Annotated in this window: 24 protein-coding genes and 1 pseudogene; 12 read left to right on the plus strand and 13 right to left on the minus strand. The window is 68.4% G+C overall.

The features are described 5' to 3' along the window. The first annotated feature begins 186 nt into the window (after positions 1 to 186). On the plus strand, positions 187 to 651 hold the full coding sequence (locus DFQ14_RS08280) for a YgaP-like transmembrane domain (RefSeq protein ID WP_246195417.1): 465 nt from the start codon (positions 187 to 189) through the stop codon (positions 649 to 651). A gap of 12 nt (positions 652 to 663) precedes the next feature. Here the strand turns inward: DFQ14_RS08280 and DFQ14_RS08285 are convergent, their stop codons facing one another. The 5 genes from DFQ14_RS08285 to DFQ14_RS08305 all read right to left on the minus strand — a co-directional run bounded on the left by DFQ14_RS08285 (position 664) and on the right by DFQ14_RS08305 (position 4,638). Next, the gene (locus tag DFQ14_RS08285; RefSeq protein ID WP_257233604.1) at positions 664 to 1,476 is read right to left on the minus strand and encodes a sulfite exporter TauE/SafE family protein; all 813 of its coding nucleotides are present in this window, start codon (positions 1,474 to 1,476) and stop codon (positions 664 to 666) included. A 21-nt stretch (positions 1,477 to 1,497) separates the two neighbouring features. Then, positions 1,498 to 2,094, minus strand: a complete 597-nt coding sequence (locus tag DFQ14_RS08290) for a rhodanese-like domain-containing protein (RefSeq protein WP_114452539.1) — start codon at positions 2,092 to 2,094, stop codon at positions 1,498 to 1,500. A 65-nt stretch (positions 2,095 to 2,159) separates the two neighbouring features. Beyond that, on the minus strand, positions 2,160 to 3,587 hold the full coding sequence (locus DFQ14_RS08295; protein ID WP_114452540.1) for an MBL fold metallo-hydrolase: 1,428 nt from the start codon (positions 3,585 to 3,587) through the stop codon (positions 2,160 to 2,162). Between the two features lie 219 nt (positions 3,588 to 3,806). Continuing rightward, positions 3,807 to 4,076 (minus strand): metal-sensitive transcriptional regulator, encoded by a 270-nt coding sequence (locus DFQ14_RS08300; protein WP_114452840.1) that lies wholly within the window; start codon positions 4,074 to 4,076, stop codon positions 3,807 to 3,809. A gap of 241 nt (positions 4,077 to 4,317) precedes the next feature. Beyond that, the gene (locus DFQ14_RS08305) at positions 4,318 to 4,638 is read right to left on the minus strand and encodes a rhodanese-like domain-containing protein (protein WP_114452541.1); all 321 of its coding nucleotides are present in this window, start codon (positions 4,636 to 4,638) and stop codon (positions 4,318 to 4,320) included. A gap of 224 nt (positions 4,639 to 4,862) precedes the next feature. Between DFQ14_RS08305 and DFQ14_RS08310 the strand changes: the two genes are divergently transcribed. The 6 genes from DFQ14_RS08310 (at position 4,863) to DFQ14_RS08335 (ending at position 9,818) form a co-directional block, all read left to right on the plus strand. After that, positions 4,863 to 5,240 carry a BlaI/MecI/CopY family transcriptional regulator gene (locus DFQ14_RS08310; RefSeq protein WP_114452542.1) on the plus strand — a complete coding sequence of 126 codons (378 nt, stop codon included), beginning with the start codon at positions 4,863 to 4,865 and terminating at the stop codon, positions 5,238 to 5,240. Continuing rightward, a complete protein-coding gene (locus tag DFQ14_RS08315; protein WP_114452543.1) occupies positions 5,237 to 6,187 on the plus strand; it encodes a M56 family metallopeptidase in 951 nt (316 codons plus the stop codon). Before DFQ14_RS08310 ends, DFQ14_RS08315 begins: the two co-directional genes overlap by 4 nt. 59 nt (positions 6,188 to 6,246) lie before the next feature. Then, positions 6,247 to 6,966 (plus strand): DsbA family protein, encoded by a 720-nt coding sequence (locus DFQ14_RS08320; RefSeq protein ID WP_114452544.1) that lies wholly within the window; start codon positions 6,247 to 6,249, stop codon positions 6,964 to 6,966. Beyond that, positions 6,963 to 7,829: a cytochrome c biogenesis CcdA family protein gene (locus DFQ14_RS08325; RefSeq protein ID WP_114452545.1), complete on the plus strand. Its 867-nt coding sequence runs from the start codon at positions 6,963 to 6,965 to the stop codon at positions 7,827 to 7,829. The genes DFQ14_RS08320 and DFQ14_RS08325 overlap by 4 nt, the downstream gene beginning before the upstream one ends. A gap of 181 nt (positions 7,830 to 8,010) precedes the next feature. After that, a complete protein-coding gene (locus DFQ14_RS08330) occupies positions 8,011 to 9,048 on the plus strand; it encodes a C40 family peptidase (protein WP_114452546.1) in 1,038 nt (345 codons plus the stop codon). Positions 9,049 to 9,203: 155 nt separating this feature from the next. Next, entirely contained in the window at positions 9,204 to 9,818 is a 615-nt protein-coding gene (locus DFQ14_RS08335; RefSeq protein WP_114452547.1) for an SAM-dependent methyltransferase, read from the plus strand. Here the strand turns inward: DFQ14_RS08335 and DFQ14_RS08340 are convergent. Continuing rightward, the gene (locus DFQ14_RS08340; RefSeq protein ID WP_338072589.1) at positions 9,764 to 10,315 is read right to left on the minus strand and encodes a hypothetical protein; all 552 of its coding nucleotides are present in this window, start codon (positions 10,313 to 10,315) and stop codon (positions 9,764 to 9,766) included. The two genes, DFQ14_RS08335 and DFQ14_RS08340, sit on opposite strands and share 55 nt — an antisense overlap. 288 nt (positions 10,316 to 10,603) lie before the next feature. On the opposite strand from DFQ14_RS08340, the gene DFQ14_RS08345 reads away from it, so the two are divergent. The 3 genes from DFQ14_RS08345 (at position 10,604) to DFQ14_RS22250 (ending at position 12,585) form a co-directional block, all read left to right on the plus strand. Further along, positions 10,604 to 10,870, plus strand: coding sequence for a GlsB/YeaQ/YmgE family stress response membrane protein (locus DFQ14_RS08345; RefSeq protein ID WP_114452548.1), 267 nt, complete (start codon positions 10,604 to 10,606; stop codon positions 10,868 to 10,870). A gap of 210 nt (positions 10,871 to 11,080) precedes the next feature. Then, positions 11,081 to 12,460, plus strand: coding sequence for an L-lactate MFS transporter (locus DFQ14_RS08350; protein WP_114452549.1), 1,380 nt, complete (start codon positions 11,081 to 11,083; stop codon positions 12,458 to 12,460). Next, entirely contained in the window at positions 12,457 to 12,585 is a 129-nt protein-coding gene (locus DFQ14_RS22250; protein WP_257233605.1) for an MFS transporter small subunit, read from the plus strand. Before DFQ14_RS08350 ends, DFQ14_RS22250 begins: the two co-directional genes overlap by 4 nt. 70 nt (positions 12,586 to 12,655) lie before the next feature. Here the strand turns inward: DFQ14_RS22250 and DFQ14_RS08355 are convergent, their stop codons facing one another. Both DFQ14_RS08355 and DFQ14_RS08360 read right to left on the minus strand, forming a co-directional pair. Further along, the gene (locus DFQ14_RS08355) at positions 12,656 to 14,023 is read right to left on the minus strand and encodes an MFS transporter (RefSeq protein ID WP_246195421.1); all 1,368 of its coding nucleotides are present in this window, start codon (positions 14,021 to 14,023) and stop codon (positions 12,656 to 12,658) included. A gap of 254 nt (positions 14,024 to 14,277) precedes the next feature. Continuing rightward, positions 14,278 to 14,961: a TetR/AcrR family transcriptional regulator gene (locus DFQ14_RS08360; protein WP_246195422.1), complete on the minus strand. Its 684-nt coding sequence runs from the start codon at positions 14,959 to 14,961 to the stop codon at positions 14,278 to 14,280. A gap of 321 nt (positions 14,962 to 15,282) precedes the next feature. Between DFQ14_RS08360 and DFQ14_RS08365 the strand changes: the two genes are divergently transcribed. Beyond that, positions 15,283 to 16,194 (plus strand): shikimate dehydrogenase, encoded by a 912-nt coding sequence (locus tag DFQ14_RS08365; protein ID WP_114452550.1) that lies wholly within the window; start codon positions 15,283 to 15,285, stop codon positions 16,192 to 16,194. After that, positions 16,181 to 18,103, plus strand: coding sequence for a bifunctional sugar phosphate isomerase/epimerase/4-hydroxyphenylpyruvate dioxygenase family protein (locus DFQ14_RS08370; protein ID WP_246195424.1), 1,923 nt, complete (start codon positions 16,181 to 16,183; stop codon positions 18,101 to 18,103). Before DFQ14_RS08365 ends, DFQ14_RS08370 begins: the two co-directional genes overlap by 14 nt. Positions 18,104 to 18,309: 206 nt before the next feature. Here the strand turns inward: DFQ14_RS08370 and DFQ14_RS08375 are convergent, their stop codons facing one another. The 5 genes and pseudogenes from DFQ14_RS08375 to DFQ14_RS08395 form a co-directional block, all read right to left on the minus strand. Then, positions 18,310 to 19,140: an SAM-dependent methyltransferase gene (locus tag DFQ14_RS08375; RefSeq protein ID WP_114452551.1), complete on the minus strand. Its 831-nt coding sequence runs from the start codon at positions 19,138 to 19,140 to the stop codon at positions 18,310 to 18,312. A gap of 80 nt (positions 19,141 to 19,220) precedes the next feature. Beyond that, positions 19,221 to 19,781, minus strand: coding sequence for a gluconokinase (locus DFQ14_RS08380; RefSeq protein WP_114452552.1), 561 nt, complete (start codon positions 19,779 to 19,781; stop codon positions 19,221 to 19,223). Then, positions 19,771 to 21,009 carry a D-mannonate dehydratase ManD gene (gene manD / locus DFQ14_RS08385; protein WP_114452553.1) on the minus strand — a complete coding sequence of 413 codons (1,239 nt, stop codon included), beginning with the start codon at positions 21,007 to 21,009 and terminating at the stop codon, positions 19,771 to 19,773. Before manD ends, DFQ14_RS08380 begins: the two co-directional genes overlap by 11 nt. Before the next feature lie 62 nt (positions 21,010 to 21,071). Further along, complete coding sequence (uidB, locus tag DFQ14_RS08390; protein WP_114452554.1) at positions 21,072 to 22,439, minus strand: glucuronide transporter; 1,368 nt, start codon at positions 22,437 to 22,439, stop codon at positions 21,072 to 21,074. Between the two features lie 48 nt (positions 22,440 to 22,487). Beyond that, positions 22,488 to 23,132, minus strand: a pseudogene (locus tag DFQ14_RS08395) (glycoside hydrolase family 2 TIM barrel-domain containing protein); the annotation flags it as partial. Between the last annotated feature and the right edge of the window lies 1 nt (position 23,133).

Here is a 23,133-nt window from a genome sequence, read left to right on the forward strand (position 1 = left end):
GGGTACCCAGGACGGGCTCACAACAAGCCCGCGCCACCGCAGGGCCGGTTCGCCACGTTGTCGGACCGCATCCCCCGCGCAGCAGGGCACGGGATCCGTGTGCTCCCGCAGGCGGAGGGGAGGACTGTCTGAAGGGCCACCGGGTACTCCCCCGGGAGGAAACTCACCACCGGAAGGGGAGACAGCATGCCGCAGCGGGAGATGGATCGGGGGCGTACGCATTCATCGAAGGACGTGACCCGTCACCTTGATCAGCAACGCTTGGAACGAATCGCTCGCTGCGTCGACGCACCATCGGCGGAAGTGACTCACCATGTCACCGACCTCGACCGCAGCTGGGATATCGAGCGCACGCTCGAAGCGAACGCCGCAACCATCAGCCTCGTGAGCGTGGCACTGGCTACCACTCATTCCCGGCGGTGGCTGATCCTGGCCGCAGTGGTGCCCGCCTTTCTTCTTCAGCATGCCGTGCAAGGATGGTGCCCACCGATCGCGGTGTTCCGGCGTTGGGGGAGCCGTACGCGGCACGAAATCGACGCCGAACGAACGGCGATCAAAGCACTGCGTGGAGACTTCGTCGACATGGCGTCCGATACCGGCGACGCAACCGCTTCCGCGCAACGGGCACTGGACGCCGCAGGCAAGCGGTAGGCGACCTGCCCGCTATCCGAGTGCGGCGGGGTTGAGGAGCGCGGTTGTGGCGATTCCGGCGGCGACGGCGAGGACGACGTAGGCGAACCACTGCTTCACCGTTTTCGAGGGCAGTCGGGTGGCCAGTCGGGCAGCCAGGATCGACACGACCAGTGCGGCTGCTGCGAAGACGAGCAGCACGGCGTAGTTGAAGTGGGTGGTGCCGGCGTGGGCGGAGAATCCGGCCACCGAGTTGAGCAGGACGATGATCAGCGAGGTCGCCACCGCCTGCTGGGCCTCGAGTCCGAGCAGCAGGCTCAGTGCGGGGACGATGACGAAGCCGCCGCCGACGCCGAACAGTCCGGTCAGGACACCGACTCCGGCACCGGTGGCGACGGCCTTGGGCAGGCAGCTGCGCCAGTTGATGCCGCCTTCTCCGGTGCGGCATGCTCCGCCGCCCTCGTCTCGGCCGCGCAGCATGCGCACCGCGACGACGACCATGAGCGCGGCGAAGGACAGCAGCAGCCAGCGTTGCGGAATCAGGCGGGCCAGCGCCGCCCCCGCGAAGGTGGCCGGGGCGCCCGCCGCACCGAAGACCAGGGCGACCCGCCACTGCACCTGGGCACGCCGCTGTCGAGGCAGCAGCCCACCCAGCGAGGAGATCGCGACCACGGCCAGCGAGGTGGGGATCGCGACCTGGAAGGGCTGACCGACTCCGTAGACGAGGGCGGGAATGGCCAGAATCGACCCGCCGGCTCCCAGCAGCCCCATGGCCAGGCCGATGATCGCACCGAAAATGCCCGCCAGAATCACGTGATCACCTGTTTCCATGCCCGCGGACGACATCGCGGGCGTGTCCCGGGTCCGTCAACTCGCGGCGGCCTCCGGTCGCCTTCCGGTCAAGGCTTCGAGCATGGTCCCGGCATCGGCCTTGGGGGTGCGGTTGTGCGGGAGCAGGCCCAGCACCCGCGACATGGCGCAGGTGTTGGTGATCGCGGCGAAGGTCAGACCGCCGCCGACGAACCCGGCGAGCCACTTCAACGGCTCGTAGGCGGTGCTGGCCACCACGCCGGTCAGCACCAGCAGCCCGGCGGTCAGCCGCACCTGGCGTTCCATGCCCCAGATCCCGGAACCACGGTTCACCGGCGCGTCGTGCTGCTGCCAGCCGGTCATCCCACCGTCCAGCACGCTGAGGTGGTCCAAACCGGACCGCTCCAGCACGGTGCGGGCCTGCTCGGCGCGTCCACCGGAGGCGCACACCAGCACGATCGGATCCTCATGGTCGGCGGTCAGCTCGCTGCGGTGCTCGCGCAACAGGTCCAGCGGCACGTTGTACGAGCCGGGAATGTGGGCGGCGGCGAACTCGCCCGGGCCGCGCACGTCGATCAGCCGGGTTCGGGGGTTGTTCTCCAGCAGGTTGCGCACTTGCGGGGTGTCCATGCTCACCGGTGTCGTGGCGGACATCGGTCTCCTTTCCTCGTGGGACGTACAGCGAAATCAGGGTCGGTGCAAACGTTCGGCGACGCGTCTCAAGCGGCGTGCGTGAGGGCGAGGCCGGCCTCGCCTGCGTTGCCGAAGGAATCGTCGACGAGCACCACCTCGCGTCCGGCGTGTTCGAGCAGCGAGGCCGCGGCGGTGGCGCGGTACCCGCTGCCGCAGTGCACCCACACCGTGCCCGCCGGCACCTCGTCGGTGCGGTCTTTGAGCTCGTACAGCGGGATGTGCACCGCCCCTTCGACGTGCGCGGCCTGCCACTCGTTGTTCGTGCGCACATCCAGCACCACATCCGCTGCGGGGAACCCGTCGCCGCCGTCGTCGCGGACAGCGGCGAGGTCGGCGAAGGTGGCGGTGGTCGTGCTGCGTACCTGTTCGGCCTCGGCGGCCAGCTCCCGCGGCTGTCCCGTGGCGGCGGCGGAGAACGTGTCGATGCCGATGCGGGCCAGCTCCCGCTGCGCCTCGGCAACCTGCTGCGGGGTCTCACCGAGCAGCGTGATCGGCGCACCCCAGTCGATCATCCAGCCCAGCCAGGTGGCCATCGGCCCGTCCAACCCCAGGCTGACGGTGCCGGCCAGGTGCGAGTGGACGTAGGCCTTGCGGGAGCGCAGGTCGACGACCCACTCACCGCCGTCGAGCCGCCGGGACAGCTCCTCCGGCGTGGCCCGCGACGGAGCGCGCAGATCCAGCGGCTCGGGACCCTCTGTGTTGCGCACCCCCATGTGGGCGTAGTAGGCGGGATAGGCGTCCAGCCCCGACAGGGTCTGCTCCACGAAGTCGTTTTCGGCCAGCGTCAGCGCCGGATTGACCTCCTTTTGCTCACCGATCGTGGCCGAATCCCCGGAAGCCTGACTGGCCGAGCAGAAGCTGCCGAACCCGTGCGTGGGCCAGATCTGCGCCCCGTCCGGCAAGGTCTGCACGAGCCTGCGCGCCGAGGCGTGCTGGTGCCGGGCCAGCTCGTGACTGTGCTGCTGCCCGGCCAGGTCGGTACGCCCGGTCGTGCCGAACAGCAACGACCCGCCGGTGAACACTCCCACCGGGCCCTGCTCACCCTCCAGCACGTAGGACAGGTGGTGATACGTGTGCCCCGGGGTGGCCACCGCCCGCACCCGCATCCGCTCCGAGAGCTCCACGACATCACCGTCGGCCAGCGGCGTGTGCTCGAACGGCACCTCGTCTGCTGCCGCCACGCCGTAGTCGGCGCCGGTCAGCCGGGCCAGCTCCAGCCCGCCGGAGACGTAGTCGTTGTGCACGTGCGTCTCCAGCACCAGGGCGATCCGCACCCCCGAACGCCCGGCCGCGGCGATGAAGCGGTCCACATCGCGCTGCGGATCCACCACCACGGCAACCGCACCATCGGTGGCCAGATAACTCCGGTCACCCAGCGACGAGGTGGCGATCACCTCCACCGCCAAGTCACCGGCAAGCTGCTCATCGAGTTCCCGTACCGCGGTCGTACTCATCGTTGCGTCCCTCCTTCGATTGTTCGACCGATGCTTCCTCCACCGGCGCGCCACCGGGCACCGGCACCGCACGCACGCCTACGGGCAGCTGAGTCCTGCACCGTCACTCCGCGCGTCTGTTTCACCGCATTGTTCTCACATACCCCGGGGCGTATACGTGTGATACACGAGCAGACATGTTCGAAAAACACGCCGCCCCGCGACCGGGCGGCACCTCGGTCAGGCCAGCGAGAGGAACAATCGCTCCAGCTCCTGCTCGGTCATCTCCGGTTCATCGCCGTCGTCCCGCGACTGTTGGCAATGACGCAGCCCGCTGGCCACGATTTTGAAGCCCGCACGGTCTAACGCCCGCGACACGGCGGCCAGTTGAGTCAACGTCTGGGCGCAGTCACCGCCCTCCTCGATCGACTCGATCACACCGCTCAACTGCCCCTGGGCGCGGCGCAGACGCGTCAGCGCATCGCCGACCAGCTCCGGCTTCATCTCCATGGCAATCACCTCCACTACCTTCGTAACCAAAATACCCCCAGGGGTATTCCTCCACGAGAAGCAGTGGAAGGTGACCCCGGTCACGGGGTTCTCGGGGCGTGCGAAACTCCGCCGGAGAGCGGGCCTCGCACGCATCACCGCGCGTCGTCTCCGCCGCCTCCGATTCGGGGCCATCTCGGGAGAGCTCGCTGAGCAGCCGCTGGTACCCCTCACGATCGATGTGGACGGCGACGTGGCGGTTTCATGCCACCTTCCCCGGCTGCTCACCATCGGGAGTGCGCACCGGCAGGCCCTGCTCGGCCCAGGCCCGGATTCCCCCGTCGAGATTGTCGGCACGGTACCCGCGGCCGTTCAGGAACTCGGCCATCTCGCCACTGCGCTTGCCGCTACGGCAGATCGTGACCACCCGATGCTGCTGATCCAGCTCACCGATGCGAGCGGACAGCTCATCCATCGGGATCCACTGCGATCCGGGAATGCGTCCGGCTTGCCACTCCTGCGGCTCCCGGACATCGACCAGTTGCAACTGGTCCTGCTTCTCGTGCACCTCACGCGGATCCATGGCCTCTCCTCGCGGAACGATTCCGAGCTCGACGCGCCGCACAGTCGTACCAACTCCGCGCCCCACTGCTTCCGGTTACCCGACCTTCGAGTGGGCCATGCGAGGGTCCGAGCGCACCTTCCGAACCACCCGATGTGGCGGTATCACCGGCCGGCGGAGCGATCGGTTCCTGCCGCTCTCCTCACCCTCGTTCCCGCTCACCCGCAACGGCTAGACTCGTCGCCGTGCTCGGGCTGGGTGAGCTGGAACTGAAGGTCATGGACGTCCTGTGGGCGGCGAGGGAACCGCTGCGCGTCCGGGACGTGCTGGAACACCTCTCCGACGAGCGCAAGCTCGCCTACACCACGGTGATGACCGTGCTCGATCACCTGCACACCAAGGGATGGGTGCGCCGCACCATGTCCGGCCGCGCCTATCACTACACACCGGCCCGCAGTCGCGAGGAAGCCGGCGCCGGGCTGCTGCGCGAGGTACTCGATTCCTCCGGGGACGCGGAGTCCGTGCTGCTGCACTTCGCCCGGTCGGTCTCCGAGCGGGAATCGGAGCTGCTGCGCCGCGCACTGAATCAGTCCCCCGAACAGCCCGATGGTGGACCATCATGACCGTCGCGCTGGGCTTGCTGGCCGCTGCGGTGCTCATCGGCGTCTTCGGCCCGATGTATCTGCACCGCAGCGTCTCGCCACGCATCCACCCCGGTTCGGCGCTGACCGGATGGATCGCCTCGGTGCTGGCCGTGCTCGCCACCGCCGCGGTCGGAGCGACGCTGTTGAGCATGCCGTATGCTTCCTCGACCGATGGCCTCATCGGCATGGCCACCGCCTGCATCAACACGGGACAGCACTTCTGGGAAACGATCCTGCGCGTCTCCGGGATCACGATGGTGCTGGGCGTCGCGTTGCGTACCGCGTTCGTCGCCGTTCGGCTGCGCAGCCAGGACTCCGCCCGCAGGTACCGACACCTCGCGGCGCTGAAATTTCTCGGCGAATCCGACCCCGGGAAGCGGGACTCGCTGTTCTGGCTGCACGAGGACACGCCCGTGGCCTACAGCGTCGGCGGGCGCCAGGGCGCGATCGTCGCCACCACCGGCATCACCCGGCTGTCCACCGAGACCCAGGCGGCCATCCTCGCGCACGAACGAGCGCACCTGCGCGGGCGCCATCACGGACTCGTACTGCTCGTGGAGGTACTCGCTCGGGCTCTGCCGTTCGTGCCGCTGTTCCGCGCCGCGCCCCCGGTGGTGCGGGTGCTGGCGGAACTCTCCGCCGACGCGGCGGCGGCTCGCTCCTGCGGTCCGGACAGCGTGCGGGCCGCGCTGCGTGCGGTCGGCGGCGTCTCCGTTCCCGCGGCGGCTCTGGCCATGTCCCGGCAGGCGGTCGAGTTGCGGCTGCGCTGGCTGGATCCGACAAGAGAAGCGCCCCGCAACGGGATGCGGCACCGCGCCGGTTACGCGACAGCGGTGCTGACGTCACTCTCACCGGCCGTCCTCGGAATCGGTCTCATCACGGGCTTCGTGCTGCTGCTGTGCCTGAGCATCGGTTCCCCCATGTGACCACTACGCCACGTCGTATATACGATGCTCCGTAGTAGAAACGGCGAAACGGAGCCAACATGGGCACGACAGGCGGGAAGAAACGACTGCGGAACCTCAATGCCCTGGTGGCGGTGTTGGTTGCCGTCATCGCGGTACTGCTCGGGTCGATGCTGATCAATCGCGGAGGCGAGTCGAGCACCGAGGCCGCCGAGTCGAGCGCCGAGCAGCCACGGAACAGCCCGCTGGACTCGCCGGCCCGCCGTGAACCGGACGACCCGATGGCCATGGGTCGGACGGACGCCCCCGTGGTGCTTGTGGCCTACGAGGACTTCCGCTGTCCGTTCTGCGCGAAATACGCCACCGAGGTCGCCCCGGAGCTGAAGAAGCGCTACGTCGAAACCGGGGTGTTGCGGATCGAGTGGCGCGACTTCCCCGTCTTCGGCCCCCAGTCGGACCGGGCCGCCAAAGCGGGCCGGGCCGCGGCACGCCAGGGCGCCTTCTGGCGGTTCCACGACGTGGTCTACTCGCACGCTCCTCGGCGGGGAAAACCCGAGCTGCCCCCGGCGAAGCTGATCGACTACGCCGAGCAGGCCGGAATCTCCGACATCGAGCGGTTCAAGGCCGATATGCAGGATCCCGCCGTGGATCGAGCCATCCGACGGGACGTCGCAGAAGGAACCCGCATCGGGGTGTCGGCCACACCGACGTTCCTCGTCAACGGTGAGCCGATCATGGGGGCGCAACCGCTCAGCACTTTCGTCTCGACGATCGAGCAGGCCCGCCAGGAAGCGCGATGACCGGAATCGGCATCCTCGGCGCACTCCTGGGCGGGATGCTGACCTTGATCAGCCCCTGCTCGGCGCTGCTGCTGCCCTCGTTCTTCGCCTACGCCTTCGACAACCTCGGCAAGCTCGTGATGCGGACCCTGCTGTTCTACGCCGGGCTGTGCCTGACTCTGGTACCGCTCGGCGCGGCAGCGGGACTGTTCGGGGCCCTGCTCGCGCAGCGCCGTGGCACGGTCACCCTCGTCAGCGGAGTCGTCCTGATGGGCCTGGGAACGCTGCAGATCACGGGCAGAGGATTCGGGGTGACCGCCGCCCGGCGCAGGGTCGGGCGCATCCCGATCTCCTCCGGGGTCTCGGTGTTCGCGCTCGGCTCCGTCTACGGGCTGGCGGGTTTCTGCGCAGGCCCGCTGCTGGGCAGCGTGCTCACGGTCTCGGCAGCGGGCGGCAACCCGTTGTACGGGGCGATGTTGCTGGCGGTGTTCGCTCTCGGAATGGCAGCTCCCCTGTTCCTGCTCGCGGCCCTGTGGGAGCGCTTCGACCTGGGGCGCAGGCGTTGGCTGCGCGGACGGGAACTGGCACTCGGCCGGCTCCGGGTCCACACGACCAACCTCGCTTCGGGACTGCTGTTCATCGCCATCGGCGCATTGTTCGTGATCACCGACGGAACTGCGGGCCTCGGCAGCCCGATCGGCGTGGACGCCCAGTACACCTTCGGGGTGTGGCTGCGACGGACCTCGGGACATGTCTCGAATCTCACCCTGCTGTTCGCCGGAGCGCTGCTGGCGCTGATCGTCGTGCTGCGGTGGCGGCATCGTCTCCGTCGTGAGCACACGCCCTCAGCGGGGTCGCGTGTCGACCACCACCGAGTCCGATAGTTGACCCTGTGGTGATCACCTTGTTATCCACTCGTTTGGATGAACACCGGGCGATCTTCCCCGGACCGGCCGGTAACAGCCGCCGGACACCGGCCGAGCTCCCCGCTCGAAACGGCCGATGTCCGGCTCCCGAGCGCCCCGCCTGCTGAACGCCTCGGAAAAACGCACGAAGGAGCCCCGAATGCCCCCGTCCCGACCGAAACGTGCGCGCGCTGCGGCTGCCATGACCCTCGTCGCCGCACTCGGTGTCGGTGCCCCCGAAGCGGCCGCAGCCCCCGAACCCCCCGATACCGCCTCCGAAGCGGCCCAACGGCTCCGCGACCTCGCCCGCAAGGCCGAGGTCCTCACCGAGGACTACAAGAAGGCCCAGGACGATCATCAGGCCCGCCAGGAGGAGCTCGCGCGCGCCGAAGCCGCCGTTGCGCGAGCCGAGCGGGAAGCCGCTCGGGCCCGGACCGAGGAACGCAAGTTCCGCGGCAAGGCCGACCAGTTGACCGAGGCCTCCTACCAGGGAGCCCGATTGAACAAGCTCTCGGCGCTGGTGGTCAGCGAGTCCCCGAACGAGTACCTCGACCGGGCAGCGGTCCTGGACAACCTCGCCGCCGAGCACAACAAGGTCATCCGGACAGTGGCCAGAGCCGCCCGCGAGGCCGCGGCAGCCGAACGGCGGGCCCGGGCCGCGCGCGACGCCGCCGCCGAAGCCGAGGCCGAGGCCGCCCGCCTCGAAGAGGAGATCGCTCGCCGCAAAGAGGCCATGGACGAGCAGATCGCCGAGGTCGAACAGCAGTACAACAGGCTCAGCGGACAAGAACGGGCCGCGCTGGCAGGCAGCGGATCCACCGACGTGGGATCCATCGCCGGATCCGGTGCGGCAGTCGCCGCCGTCAACGCCGCGCTGAGCAAGCAGGGATCCCCGTACGTCTGGGGCGCCAAAGGACCGAACCGGTTCGACTGTTCCGGACTGGTCCAGTGGTCCTACGAGCAGGCCGGCGTCTCCCTGCCCGCTTCGACCAGGACCCAGATCAACGCGGGAAGGGCCGTCTCCGTTAGCGCGGTCAAACCCGGCGATGTGGTCTTCTACTACGATTCGGCCAGTCACAACGGGATCTACATCGGCAACGGCAAGGTCGTGCACGCACCCACCACGGGACAGAACGTCAAGGTCGAGGGCTACAAGGTGATCGGCGACATCCACTCCGTGCGGCGCATGGCCGGCTGAGCGTCCGGGAAGACCTCGGGCCGGAGCACTCGTTCGCGTCCGGCGAGTGAACGTGGCGGGCGAGCGGCCCCTCCGGCTCGTTGTGCCCGTCACGATCCGGTCATCACAACCGGCCTCCGAAGCCGGAGGAGACGCCTTTCGAGAAGGGGACATCCATGGACGCCCACGACTGGGACGAACGCTACCGTGAGACCGCTCTGCTGTGGACCGCCGGCCCCAACCGGTGGGTCGAGCAGCACACCGCGGAGCTGCCTCCCGGCCGCGCGCTCGACCTCGCCGCCGGCGAGGGGCGCAACGCACTCTGGTTGGCCGAGCGCGGGTGGCAGGTCACCGCCGTGGACTTCTCGGCAGTGGGGATGGACAAGGCGCGGGAACTCGCCGAAAGCCGCGGCGGCGAGGCCGCGGGCCGGGTGCGGTGGGTGGTCGAAGACGTGCTGTCCCACACCCCCGGGGGACAGTACGACCTGGTCCTGGTCGTCTACCTGCACCTGCCCGCCGAGCAGCGGCGCACCGCACTGCAGCGCGCTGCCTCGGCCCTGGCACCCGGCGGCACGCTGCTGGTGGTGGGCCACCACAGCGACAACCTCACCCACGGCGTCGGCGGGCCGCCGGATCCCGCGGTGCTCTACGACGAACACGACGTGCTGGCCGACCTGAGCTCGTGGACGGAACTCACCACCGAAACCGCGGAAAAACGCGAACGAGCCGTGGCGGATCAGCCCCGCCCGGCGCTGGACGTCGTCGTCGAATTTCGGCGCGCCGCTTCCTGACCTCCCTGCCCCGCATCGGCACGCGGCGGGAAGCCGAGACGTGCACGCAGGGATGTTCCGGGAACCGGACAGCTTTCGACGTTGCGCAACCGGCTACGCAGCGCGAGAGCGAGCAGCACCAGGGAGAGCACCGCGAGCACCGGCTGCAACGGCTGGAACCAGGCCACGGCTCCGTGCACGCCCAGCGCCGTCACCACGAGCACATTGCAGGTCGGGCAGGCGACGGCGAACCAGGCCAGCGCTCCTCCCACCAGACTGCGCCGCTGATGCCGCTGCCCGGCAGCGGCTTCCTGCCCACGCGGGGCCACGTAGGTGGCGACGAGCAACCCGAGCAGAACCGCCGAGGAGATCCACGCGGGATAGGCCCACCACGGTGCGGGAACCATCCGCACGAAGACCGGATTGTCGATGATCGCGGTGGCGAAGCCCATCACCAGGACGATGAGCACGGCCGAACCGGCCGCGGCGCACCACTGCCGTGCTGTCCATCGACGCATGGCCGGTCTCCCCTTTCGCGTGCGACGGCTCCCACCGTCAGCGGGACGTCAATCTACTACCCATCGTAGTATATCGGGAATCGCGGGCGGTCCTGCACGGCTCGCAAGCGACCACCGCGATGTCGGCGCCCCGCCGAATGCGGAACGGTCACCTCTCCTGGGGGACACGGACTCCCCGATCTCCACAGCCGGGTACGTCGAGATCGTAGAGTGGAGACAGGGACGACACCGTCACCACCACGTCCGGTCGGCGCGTCCGACCGGACTCGACACGCGGAGGAGCCGACCATGATCGGATTCATCATCGCGGGCCTGGTCATCGGCGCCCTGGCGCGCCTGGTCAAACCCGGCAAACAGAACCTCGGCATCCTCGCCACCCTGCTGCTGGGGCTGGTCGGTTCGGTGATCGGGGGTGTGGTCGCGAGTCTGCTGGGCACCGGGGGCATCTTCGAACTCAACGTCCTCGGCTTCGTCGTCGCCGTCGTCGCCGCGGTCGCGCTGATCGGCACCGCCGAAAGCATCACCGGTTCGCGCCGCAAGAAGTTGCGCCAATAAAGAGGGTCCACGGGCCGGCTTGGGTAGCGGTGCGGGTGGCTGAAGGCGGCTGACGCCGCTTGCCGAAGCGACCGCACACATCCGGCCAGCCGGCCCCGATCCGCGCGACCACTGAGCAATGTGAGAAACCTCTCGCGTTGACGATCTTCGCCCGCTAGAGTTCCGTGCCGTTCCCCGTGTGGCCGTGGCACCGACTCGAAGGGCTTCGTCATGGGAGGATTCCTCGCCCGCTCACGCATCATCGCCCCACCCGACTGGAGTCGATGGCTGGTACCGCCCGCGGCGCTGGCGGTGCACCTGTCCATCGGCCAGGTCTACGCCTGGAGCGTGTTCAAGTCTCCCCTGGAGACCGAGATGGGCCTGTCCGGAACGGCGAGTGCGCTGCCGTTCCAACTGGGCATCGTCATGCTGGGGCTGTCCGCGGCGTTCGGGGGCACACTGGTCGAGCGCAACGGTCCACGCTGGGCGATGTTCGTGGCCACCGTATGCTTCTCGGCCGGGTTTCTCGTCTCCTCGCTCGGAGTGGCGCTGGGCCAGTACTGGCTGGTGGTGCTCGGCTACGGCGTGGTCGGCGGCATCGGACTGGGCATCGGCTACATCTCCCCGGTGTCGACCCTGATGAAGTGGTTCCCGGACCGCCCCGGCATGGCCACCGGGATCGCCATCATGGGGTTCGGCGGTGGTGCGCTGATCGCCTCACCCTGGTCGGCCGGGATGCTGGAGGCGTTCGGCGACGGGCGCGCAGCCATCGCGCAATCCTTCCTCGTGCACGGCCTGGTCTACGCGGTGTTCATGTCGCTGGGCACCGTCCTGGTCCGGGTGCCTCCGGAAGGGTGGCGTCCGCGCGGCTGGGAACCGACGAATTCCTCGGCCGCATCCATGATCACGACGGCGAACGTCTCGGCACGCAACGCGCTGCGTACCCCGCAGTTCTGGCTGCTGTGGGTCGTCCTGTGCCTGAACGTCACGGCGGGCATCGCCATCCTGGAGAAGGCCGCTCCGATGATCCGGGATTTCTTCGCGGGCACCGCGACACCGGTGGCGGCGGGAGCCGCAGCGGGCTTCGTCGCACTGCTGTCGCTGGCGAACATGACCGGGCGGTTCGTGTGGTCGTCCACCTCGGATGTGGTGGGACGCAAGAACATCTACCGCCTCTACCTCGGAGTCGGTGCCCTGCTCTACCTGGTGATCGCGCTGGCCGGTGACACGTCGGTGCCGGTGTTCGTGCTCAGCGCGATGCTCATCATCTCCTTCTACGGCGGAGGGTTCTCGACGATCCCGGCCTACCTGAAGGACCTGTTCGGCACTTACCAGGTCGGCGCCATCCACGGGCGGCTGCTCACCGCCTGGTCCGCGGCCGGGATTCTCGGGCCCCTGGTGGTCAACGCGATCGCGGACGCACAGGAACGGGCAGGAGCATCCGGGCCGCAGCTGTACGCCCTGTCGCTGTACATCATGATCGGGCTGCTGCTGGTCGGCTTCACGGCCAACGAGCTGGTACGCCCGGTGCATCCGAAGTATCACGAGCCTGCCGTCGAGGCGGACTCCGAGAGCACCGCCGACTCCGGGACGAGGGGAGTGCAGCGATGACCGTGCACGAAGCGAGCGGACGCCGGAAGGCCCTGCTGGTGTTCGGCTGGGCGTGGGTGGGTCTGCCGTTCGCCTACGGCGTCTACGCACTGATCCAGAAGGTCACTCTGCTGTTCGCAGGGTAGGGACCGCCGCCCCCTCGTGCTCGGCGCAGCGGTCCCGCCTGTCTTCTTCGACTCGGCTGGTTTCGGCGACTCAGACCGGCACCGAAACAGGTTCCGAGGGCGTTTCGTCCTGCTTCTTGCCGAGTTCGGCGGTGGGAACCTTGTAGGTCTCCCGGCCCGAGGCCACCGCGATCACGTTGACCAGGCACAGGACCGCGACGAACAGCGAGACGCCGAGCCAGCTGTCCTGGCCGGTCCCTGCCGCCCAGACCGCGATGCTGGGCATGAAACCGGCGATCGCGAAACCGATCTGCGTGCCGATCGCCATTCCCGACAGGCGAACGCCGGTGGGGAACATCTCGCCGTAGAAGGAGGGCCAGATCCCGTTCGTCGCGCTGTAGACGACACCGAACATGAGGATGCCGGAGACGAGGATCAGCGGGTAGTTGCCCACAGAGATCGACCACAGGTAGGCGAACATCAGCGCGGCGCTGCCCAGCGATCCGGTGATGAACACCGGCTTGCGCCCGATCCGGTCGGCCAGCTTGGCGCACAGCGGGATCGCCGCCAGCGCCGCGGTGTTGGCCAGGACACCCACCCACAGCATGAACGTGCGGTCCAGGCCGACGGTGTTGACCGCGTAGTTCAGGGCGAACACGGTGAAGATCGTGCTCACCGAGGCGATGACGGCGGCGACGATGATGCGAAGCACCGCGGTCCAGTGGTCGCGGAACAGCACGGCCATCGGCAGCCGGGTCCGGGTCGCCTCGTTGTTCGAGACCTCTTCCTGGAACACCGGTGTCTCGTCCAGGGTGCGCCGGATGAGGAAACCGACCAGCACGACCACGGCACTGATCCAGAACGGGATCCGCCATCCCCAGGCGAGCAACTGCTGTTCGGGCAGTGCCGCAATGGGCAGGAAGACCGCCGTGGCGATGATCTGCCCTCCCTGGGTCCCGCTGAGGGTGAAGCTCGTGTAGTAGGCGCGCTTGTCCTCCGGCGAGTGCTCGAGGCTCATCGAGTTCGCGCCGGCCTGCTCACCGGCTGCCGACAGTCCCTGCAGCAGCCGCAACACCACCAGCGCGACGGGCGCCAGGATTCCGATGTCCTGATAGGTCGGCAGGCACCCGACCAGGAACGTCGACAGCCCCATCAACATCAGTGTGAAGATCAGGACCTTTTTCCGGCCCATCCTGTCCCCGACGTGGCCCAGGAGGAACGCCCCGACAGGGCGCGCCACGTAGCCGACCCCGAAGGTCGCCAGCGCCAGCAGCGTGCCGGTCGTCGGGTCCGCCGCCGGGAAGAAGATCTTGCGGAAGACCAGAGCAGCGGCAGTGCCGTAGATGAAGAAGTCGTAGTACTCGAGTGCGCTGCCGACCCAGGCAGCGAGCGCGGCTCTGCGGGGTTTGCCCTGTTCGGCGATGCGTGTCGCCGTAGGGCCGGGCGGGTGCTTGGTCACGTGTGCTCCTGTAGTCGGTGCCGTCGCTGGGCAGCAGTGGACCGTGGTGGCGATCCGGCCACCTCCTGGGTAGGGGCCCGGTCACATGGCTCGGGCACTGTCGAGCCCGGCTCGTAGCGACCATGGCGGCTTGCTCACGCGGATGTTTTCCGCTCGGAGTGCCGCAGTCGCCGATTCCGGTGACAAACTATGTATGAACCGGTTAGTTAATTCACGGATCCTGAAGCGCCTTTCGCGCGCTGTCAAGAGCGGCCCTACCTGCCTCGGCAAGCGGTCAGGTACTCCAGGACCATATCGCCGAGCATCGTGCGGTAGTGGTCACGGTGTGTCGGGTCCAGCATGTCCCGATCGAAGATCGCGTTGAAGGTGTGCCGGTTGGCGGTGCGGAAGACGCAGAACGCACTGATCATCATGTGCACGTCGAGAGCGTCGGCATCGTCCCGGAAGTCACCGTCCGCACGCCCCCGCTCGAGAATGCGTGTCAGCACGTCCAGCGCCGGGTTCGCCAGACCCGGCAGGCTCTCCGACTTCGCGATGTGCTTGGCGCCGTGGATGTTTTCGATGCTGACCAGCCGGATGAAGTCCGGGTGCGACTCGTGGTGGTCGAAGGTCAGCTCGGCCAGCCGCCGGATGGCCTCGACCGGCTGCAGGTGCTCGATGTCGAGTTCCTGCTCGGTCGAGCGGATCGTCGCGTAAGCCCGCTCCAGCGCCGCGAGATAGAGCTGCTCCTTGCTGCCGAAGTAGTAGTAGATCATCCGCTTCGTCGTGCGCGTCTTGGCGGCGATCTCGTCCACTCGGGCACCGGCGTAGCCCTGCTCGGAGAACTCGCGGGTGGCGACGTCGAGGATCTCGACACGGGTCCGGTCGGGATCGCGTTGCCGCTCCGCGCCGGGCGATGAGGGATCGGCCGGCGGGTTGTCGGACAGTGGTGCGGCCACCGGTCCCCCTTTCGCGCGGGTCCTGAGTCCTCCCAACCCTAAGTGGCCTCCGCCCCTTGTCCCCACCACCCGGCACATCACGAGCCGAGCGGTGCTCATCGCACATCGGCATCAGAGCACCTGTAATGAACTATCTGGTACGTTCACGGTAATCACTTCGGGAGGAGAGGCCGTGCCCCTGATCACATTCGAGCCCAGCTCACTCGCTCCGGCCGGATGCCGTCCCGACTCGTTCCGGACGGCTCACACGGTTCCCAGCCGTCCTATCGCCGAACCGGCTTCCCGGCGGCAGGACGCGACGAGCCGGGGCACGGTGTCGGCATGAGCGACAAGAGCAGCTACCTCATCGGCTTGGTCGGCTCGGGAATCGGCCCGTCCCTGACGCCGCCCCTGCACGAGCGGGAGGCCGACGCGCTGGGCATGCGCTACCTGTACCGCCGCCTGGATCTCGACGAGCTCGAGCAGCCGGCCACCGCGATCGGCGACATCCTGACCGCCTCCCGGTTGACCGGGTACGACGGCCTCAACGTCACGCACCCGTGCAAGCAACTCGCCCTCGAGCATCTCGACGAACTCTCCCCGGATGCCGCGGCCCTGAACGCGGTCAACACCGTCGTGTTCACCGCGGGCAAAGCCGTCGGCCACAACACCGACTGGTCGGGCTTCGCACGCAACCTCGACCGGGGGCTGTCGGAGGCTCCGCTGGACCGCGTGGTGCTGCTCGGTGCCGGTGGTGCGGGCGCCGCCGTCGCCCATGCCCTGCTCACCCTCGGCGCCGGATCGGTCCGCATTCTCGACGTCGACCAGCACCGCAGCGCGGCCCTCGCGGCAGCGATGGGCGCGTACTTCGGCACCGACCGTGTCACCACCGGCCGGCTGGACGGCGGCGGCGAGGAGTTGGCCGCCGCACTCGGTGACGCCGACGGCCTGGTCCACGCCACTCCCACCGGCATGGCCGCCCACCCCGGCCTGCCGGTTCCGGCCGAACTGCTCCGGCCCGAAATGTGGGTGGCCGACGTCGTCTACCGCCCCCTGAACACCGAACTCGTACGTACGGCACGCGCTCGGGGCTGCCGCGTCCTCGACGGCGGCGGGATGGCGGTCTTCCAGGCCGCCGATGCTTTCCGCCTGTTCACCGGCACCGACCCCGACGCGGACCGGATGCTGGGCCACTTCGCGATGCTCGCCGAAGCCGAAGCGGCAGGAGGTCTGGAGGATCATGCCGACCGTTGACATCCGCCGCGGTCGCGGCATGCGCACGGGAATCGCCACCGTGTGTCTGTCCGGCACGCTGGAGGACAAGCTGACCGCGGCGGCCTCCGCCGGCTTCGACGGGGTGGAGATCTTCGAGAACGATCTCATCGCCGCACCCTGGTCACCGGGACAGATCCGGCAGCGCTGCCTCGAGTTGGGTCTGTCGGTCGATCTCTACCAGCCCTTCCGGGATTTCGACTCGGCCACGCAGGAGAGGTTCGCCGCGAACCTGCGCCGCGCCGAACACAAGCTCGAGCTGATGCAGCAGCTCGATGCGGACACGATCCTGGTCTGCTCATCGGTGGCCCCGGACGCCGCGCAGGACGACGATCTCATCGCCGAGCAGCTGCGCACCCTGGCCGACCGAGCCGCCGAGCGCGGCCTGCGCATCGCCTACGAGGCGCTGGCCTGGGGCCGGTATGTCCACACCTACGAGCATTCCTGGGAGATCGTCCGGCGTGCCGACCATCCCGCGCTGGGGGTGTGCCTGGACAGCTTCCACATCCTCTCCCTCGGCGACGACCCGGCCGGGATCCGCTCCATCCCCGGCGACAAGCTGTTCTTCCTGCAGCTGGCCGACGCGCCCCGGCTGGACATGGACGTGCTGCAGTGGAGCAGGCACCACCGGCTCTTTCCCGGTCAGGGCGCCTTCGACCTGGCGGGATTCCTCGGACACGTGCTCGATGCCGGCTACCGCGGGCCGCTGTCGCTGGAGGTCTTCAACGACGTGTTCCGCCAGGCCGACCCCGAACGCGCCGCCGTCGACGCGATGCGTTCGCTGCTCACCCTGCAGGAACGGGTCGTGGCAAACAGGGACACAGCGGCTCGGCGCCCCGCTTCCACCATCGAGCTGCCCGCAGCTCCGGAGCTTGCCGGGCACGCCTTCACCGAGTTGGCCGTCACCGAGACCTCCGGTCCTCCGGTCGCGGACGCACTGGCGAAACTCGGCTTCACCCACACCGGGCAGCACCGTTCCAAGCCGGTGCAGCTGTGGCAGCAGGGCGAGGCCCGCATCCTGCTCAACGGCGGCGGCCGGTCCGAGCAGGACGCCGCAGGCGAACCGGCCGCCGCGGTCAACGCGCTGGCCGTGGAAAGCACCGATCCGGCACGTTCCGCCCAGCGCGCCGAAGCGCTGCTGTCCCCCGTCCTGCCACGCAACCGTGGCGCGGACGAGGCGATCCTGCACGCCGTCGCCGCCCCGGACGGGACCTCGGTGTTCTTCTGCCCCACCGGGGAGCACGGTGCCACCTGGTCGGCGGACTTCACTCCCACCGGGAACGCGGCGGATACCGGCACCGGGCTGACCGGAACCGACCACGTCGCGCTCACCCAACCCTTCGACCACTTCGATGAAGCCGCCCTGTTCTACCGCTCGGTGCTGGGATTGGAGCCGGAAACCACCGCCGAGTTCGCCGCACCGTTCGGCCTGATCCGCAGCCGCGCCGTGACGAATCCCGGCCGCGATGTCCGGATCGCGCTGAGCGTGACGGTCCTGCGCCGCGGCGAGGAGTGGGCTCCGGGAGTTCCCGCCCCGCAACACATCGCCTTCGGCACCGACGACGCCATCGCCGCCGCGCGAGCGATGCGCGCACGAGGGGCACCCCTGCTGGAGATTCCCGGCAACTACTACGACGATCTGGACGCACGCCTGGCCCTCGATCCCGACCTGCTCGCCGCGATGCGCGCGCACAACGTGCTCTACGACCGCGACGAGCACGGCGAGTTCCTGCACTTCTACACCGAGGTACTCGGATCACGGGTCTTCTTCGAGGTGGTGCAGCGCATCGGCGGATACAGCGGCTACGGTGCCGCCAACGCGCCGGTCCGGATGGCCGCCCACCGCAGGCAGCGGGTCACCGGCAGCGCCCGGAGACCGGTCCACACATGAGCCGGTGCGGTGCCGGCATTCCGTTGCCCCGGGAGAACGGTGCCCCGGGCGCGCCGAGCCGCCCGGGTCGCGCCACCATCCCGCGCACCTTCCTGCCGATGCCTGCGGCACAACGGGAGCAGGAGATCCATCGCGTCCCTGGCAACGCGCCGGTTGATTCCTGGAGGTCGAAAAGCGCTGCTTGCGGCAGTCGATCCGACCGACGACTACGAGGCGGAGAGGAGGCCGACGGCGCCGTAGCCATTGGCGGATGTGTCGGTGGGAGCATCGGGGCGCCACTGGTCGACCGGAACGAGGCCAGGCTCGATGAGGTGATAGCCGGCCAGCATCGGGGTGATCTCCTCGGCACTGCGTGGCCACAGTGGAGTGGTCGTGCCGCGGTAGAGCTCTTGACCGGCGGAGGCTTCCTGGGCGGTCATGGTGATCGCCGCGGCATGCGACAGGACCAGGTAGCTGCCGGGCACGCACGCGTCCCGGTAGGTGGCCATGATCCCGGCCGGGTCCTCGGTATCGGGCACGAAGTGCAGGATCGCCACCGCCAGCACCGCCACCGGCCGGTCGAAGTCCAGCAGACCAGCCACCTCGGGCGCGGCCAGGACCTGACCGGGGTGGCGAATATCAGCCTGAGTGACACTCACCAGCGGGTCGTCGTCGAGCAGCTGGCGGGCATGGGACACCGCCACCGGCTCGATATCGACGTAGGCGATGCGGGCCTCGGGGTTGTGCCGGTGGGCGATCTCGTGAACGTTGCCGACGGTAGGAACGCCGGATCCCAGGTCGAGGAACTGATCAATGCCCTGCTCACAGAGCTGGGCCACCGCCCGCCCGAGAAAGGAACGATTGGCCCGCGCGAAGCGGCCGATCTCCGGGGTGATCGCCAGCGCCTGTTCCGCCGCCTGACGATCGACGGCAAAATTCGCCGCCCCGCCCAGGTAGTAGTCATACATCCGGGCCGCGTTCGGATGCTGCACATCCAGCCCCGCTGCAGCACCCGGCGACAGCTGCCACTGATCATCACCGTTCCTGTGCCGATCCATGACCTCTCCCTGGCTCGCCAACACCGTCGATCAACAACCTAACCACCCACCCCCCGCCACCACCAGCATCCTCGGCTTGCTCACACCTGCCAGGTCTCGAGCACACGCTCGACGATGCGTTCCGGTGGCTCCGTGGCGCCGACGGTCAGCACGTGCTCGCAGGCGTCCGGCTCTTCCAGCGTGGCGAACTGGCTGTCGACGAGCGCGGCGGGAAAGAAGTGGCCGTCCCTGCCTGCGAGGCGCTCGGCCAGCTCCTCCCGCCCCGCCCGCAGGTGCACGAACCCCACCACACCGGCGCTGCCCCGCAGGACCTCACGGTAAGCCTTCTTCAGCGCCGAGCAGGCCAGCACCACCGGGTCCCCGGCCGCGACCCGCCGGTCCAGCTCGTCCCGGAGTCGCTCCAGCCACGGCATGCGGTCGGCGTCGGTCAGCGGGGTACCGGCACGCATCTTGTCGACGTTGTGCTGCGGGTGGAAGTCATCGGCATCGAGGTGCCGCCACTCCACACGCTGCGCCAGGGCTGCCCCGACAGTGCTCTTGCCGCAGCCGGAGACACCCATGACGACCACGGCATCGCAGGACAGCGACCGTGCCGCAGCGGCCACCTGCTGCGGCGCGTGCTCGCTCAGCTCACCAGTCATGGACCGTCCCGTCGAGCAGTCGGTTCACGGGCAGGTACGCCCGCTCGTACGGGTACTTCGCCGCCAGATCCTCGTCGAAGTGGATCCCCAGCCCGGGCTCCTCGCTCGGGCGCAGGCCACCGTCGGCGAACTCGTGGGTCGGGCCGAAGACCTCCCGCGTCTGCTCGCTGTGGACCATGTACTCCTGGATGCCGAAGTTGTGCAGCACCAGACCGAGGTGTGCGGCCGCGGCCAACCCGATCGGTGAGACGTCGGTGGGCCCGTGCATCCCGGACTTCACCTGATACAGCGCCGCATAATCCATGATCCGGCGCACGCTGGTGATGCCGCCCGCGTGCGTGATCGGGGAACGGACGTAGTCGATGAGCTGTTCGGAGATCAGGTACTGGTAGTCCCAGATCGTGTTGAACACCTCACCGATCGCCAGCGGCGTCGTGGTGTGGTGGCGCACCCAGCGCAGGGCTTCCTGGTTCTCCGCCGGGGTGACGTCTTCGAGCCAGAACAGGTCATAGGGCTCCAGCGACTTGCCCAGCTTGGCCGCCTGGATCGGAGTGAGCCGGTGGTGCGCGTCGTGCAGCAACGCGATCTCGTCGCCGAACTCGCTGCGCACCGCCTCGAACACCGAGGGGACGTGGCGCAGATAGGCGCGGGTGTCCCAGCTCTCCTCGGCGGGCAACGCCGAGCGACGGGCGGGTTCGTAGTCGTAGCGGGTGTCCCCGCCCACCGAGGCCGCCGAACTGGAGGCGACGCCGTACACCGAGTCCAGCCCCGGCACCCCGGTCTGGATGCGGATCGCGCGGAACCCCTCGGCGAGATGCTCGCGCACGGAGTCGAACAGCTCGGGGATGTCCTGGCCGCTGGCGTGGCCGTAGACCAGGCACCGCTGCCTGCTGGCTCCACCGAGCAACTGGTACAGCGGCAACCCGGCGACCTTGGCCTTGATGTCCCACAGGGCGGTGTCCACCGCGGCGATCGCGGCCATGGTGACCGGGCCCCGCCGCCAGTATCCCCCGCGGTACAGGTACTGCCAGGTGTCCTCGATCGCGTGGGCATCGCGCCCGGCCAGCAGCGGAGCGACATGGCCCTCGAGGTAGCTCGCCACCGCCAGCTCCCGGCCGTTGAGGGTGCCGTCGCCGTATCCCACCACCCCGTCGTCGGTGGTGATCTTCAGCGTGACGAAGTTCCGGCCCGGACTGCTGACGATGACGTCTGCGCGCTCGATGAGCACAGCGCTCCTCCTTGTCTCGACATGAATATCAATCGAATGACGTGTCCATGACACGTGCGGGCTCAGGCGCCGGGCATCGACGCCTGGGAGTCTTCAGCGTCGCGCTCGGCACGGCGTTGCACCACTTCGGCGGTGATCTCGCGGAACCGCTTCTCGGTCAGGGGATAGACCACCATGATCGCGATGGCGATGCCCGCCAGGACCGCGGGAACCAAACCGGCAGCGGCCCGGATGCCCCACAGAGCCGAGGCGCTCTGCACCTGTGCACCGCCGACATAACCGGCCAGCCCGATGGTGTAAGCCGCCGCCGAGCCACCGAAGGCCTGACCGAGCTTGCGCACGAAGGAGAACACCGCATACGTCGCGCCCTCGGTACGTGCGCCGGTCTTCCACTCGCCGTACTCCACCGTGTCCGCCTCGAACGACCACAGCAGAACGTTGACCACCGCCAGGCCTGCGCCGATGAGAACGAAGAACCCGATGGCGACGTACGGCATCGAGGCCGGTGCGAACAGAACGCCCAGAGAGCCGACGATCATGACCAGAGCGCCACCGATGTAGCCGTTCTTTTTGCCGAACCTGCGCACGATCTTCGGAACGAACGGCGCCAACCCGAACATCAGGCCGATCTGGGCAACCGTGATGGCGATGTAGTAATTCGCATTGCCGAGCACGTCCCGGGCGTAGTAGATCCCGATCTTCTGCAACGAGAACATCGCGGTCAAAAAGAACAGCGAGCTGGCACACAGCAGGATCAGCGGGCGGTTGCGCTTGAGCGTGATCAAGCTTTGCTTCAGGCTGACGTGCTCGATGTCGCGATGCACGGTCTCCCGAGCGGTGGCAAACGTGAACAGGTAGAGCGCGACACCGACGACCACGAAAACCAGGGTGGTCATCGTCAGCGAGTACTGCAGGTTCTCGGCATTCTTGACCTGTGGGGAAATCACGAAGGCCAGGAGCAGCATGATCGCGGCCGCACCCATCGTCCGGGCGGTGGCCAGCTTGGACCGCTCAATGGAGTCCTGGGTCATCGCCGCGGCCAGCGATCCGTACGGAATGTTGACCAGGCTGTAGGCCATGGCCAGCGCCGCATACGTCACGTAGGCATAGATCAGCTTGCCGGTCAGGCCCCAATCGGGCACGTGGAACGTCGCGACGCTGAGCAGCAACAACGGCACCGAGCCGAACAGCAGCCACGGGCGGAACTTGCCCCAGCGGCTGGAGGTCTTGTCGACGAGTCGGCCGGCGATGAGATCACCGATGCCGTCCCAGATGCGCACGACGAGGAAGATCGTTCCTGCCGCCGCAGCCGGGATCCCGGCCACATCGGTGTAGTACAGCAGCAGGAACATCGAGGCCATCGAAAAGGCCAGGTTGTTGCCCGCATCCCCGGCCGCGTAGCCGAACAGTTGGCTGATGCGGAGTTTCATGGCGACTCCTCCCCGGAGCGGGGGTTGCAAGGTCAGGAGGGAACGGGCTCAGGCATCGGTGCGCCAGCGGCGACGCAGCGCGAACGCGGCTGCCTTGGGGTGACGTTCTCGGGTGAACACGCCCTTCTTGTTGCCCTGCACCCGGGCGAAACCGGCCGCGGTGGCGAAGTCGGCGAAGTTCCAGACCTGCTCGCCGACCACCGCGTCGTTGCGGTCGAAGACGCGGTGGTACATCTCCAGCAGCTCGACCTGGTACTCCTCGGTCCACGGCTGCGGGGTGATCGAGTGCAGCCCCGCGACGGTGTCGGCGCCGTACTCGGTGATGATGATCGGCTTGTCGTGCCGGGCGGCCCAGGCGTTCAGCTCCTCCTCGAGGCCGCGTTCGGCGGCGGCGAGGTCGCCGGAGTGGACGTACCAGCCGTAGTAGCGGTTGAGCATCACGACATCGGCCAGCTCGGTGACCACACACGCGTCGGCCGGGGCCAGCATGACGTTGACGAACCCGACCGGCCGGGACGGATCGAGTCTGCGGGTCTCGGCGAACAACGGCTCGAAGTACTTCCGGGAAGCCTCGGTGTCCGACTCCGGCTCGTTGGCGATGCTCCAGAGCACCACACTCGGGTGGTTCTTGTCCCGGGCCACCAGCTCGCGGATCGCCTGCAGATGGGTGCGCCGGGTCTCCTCCCCGATGGTC

This window comes from Halopolyspora algeriensis, assembly GCF_003337235.1.
GTDB classification, from domain to species: domain Bacteria; phylum Actinomycetota; class Actinomycetes; order Mycobacteriales; family Pseudonocardiaceae; genus Haloactinomyces; species Haloactinomyces algeriensis.